2 protein-coding genes are annotated in these 802 nt (G+C 62.7%); both read right to left on the reverse strand.

Annotated elements, in window-relative coordinates:
• Positions 1–401: glycosyltransferase (locus tag DBR24_RS32175; protein WP_256591476.1), on the reverse strand; the 401-nt coding region annotated here is incomplete at its 3' end.
• Positions 391–802: FtsW/RodA/SpoVE family cell cycle protein (locus tag DBR24_RS32180; protein ID WP_256591478.1), on the reverse strand; the 412-nt coding region annotated here is incomplete at its 5' end. The genes DBR24_RS32175 and DBR24_RS32180, both read right to left, overlap by 11 nt.

The following is an 802-nucleotide window of genomic DNA, read 5'->3' on the forward strand; positions in this document are numbered from 1 at the left end:
AGCAACCGATTGGCGGTGCCGGCCACGGCGTTCTGCTCGTGAACGATCACCGGCACACCGGCCAGTTTCGCGGCAAGACCGCCTGGACCGGTCACGTAACCTCCGAAGCCGACGACACACACCGGCTTCAGCCGACGAATGATTGCCCGCGCCTGCCACACCGATTTGAGCAGCATGAACGGCGCCTTGAGCAGCGACAGCTTGCCCTTGCCACGCAAACCGGTGGCATGGATGCGGTGCAGTTCCAGGCCGGCCGCCGGGACCAGATCGTTTTCGATCCCGCGTGGTGTGCCGAGCCAGTGCACGGTGTAGCCGCGCGCCTGAAACTCGCGGGCACAGGCCAGCGCCGGGAACACGTGGCCGCCGGTGCCGCCGGCCATGATCAATACGTTAGCGCCCATGGTTCGGCTCCTCGGCGAAGTCGCTCTCATGGAATTCCATCTCTTCACTGCCCAGGTGGGTTCGACTCTCCCACTCGATCCTCAGCAACAAGCCGAGGCAGGCGCAGCAGATCACCAGGGAACTGCCGCCATAACTGAGGAACGGCAAGGTCAGGCCTTTGGTCGGCAGCAGGCCGACGTTCACCCCGATGTTGATCAGGAACTGACCAATCCACAGGAACGACAGACCGTAAGCCACATAAGCGGCGAAGAACTGTTTGGCTTTCTCGGCCCACAGGCCGATGTACATGCCGCGAATACACACGAACACGAACAGCGCAACGGTGCACAGCGAACCGACCGCGCCCAGCTCTTCGGCCAGTACCGAGAACACGAAGTCGGTGTGTGCTTCAGGCAGGTAG

The sequence above is a fragment of the Pseudomonas sp. HMWF006 genome (assembly GCF_003061205.1).
In the GTDB taxonomy this organism is placed as follows: Bacteria; Pseudomonadota; Gammaproteobacteria; order Pseudomonadales; family Pseudomonadaceae; genus Aquipseudomonas; species Aquipseudomonas monsensis.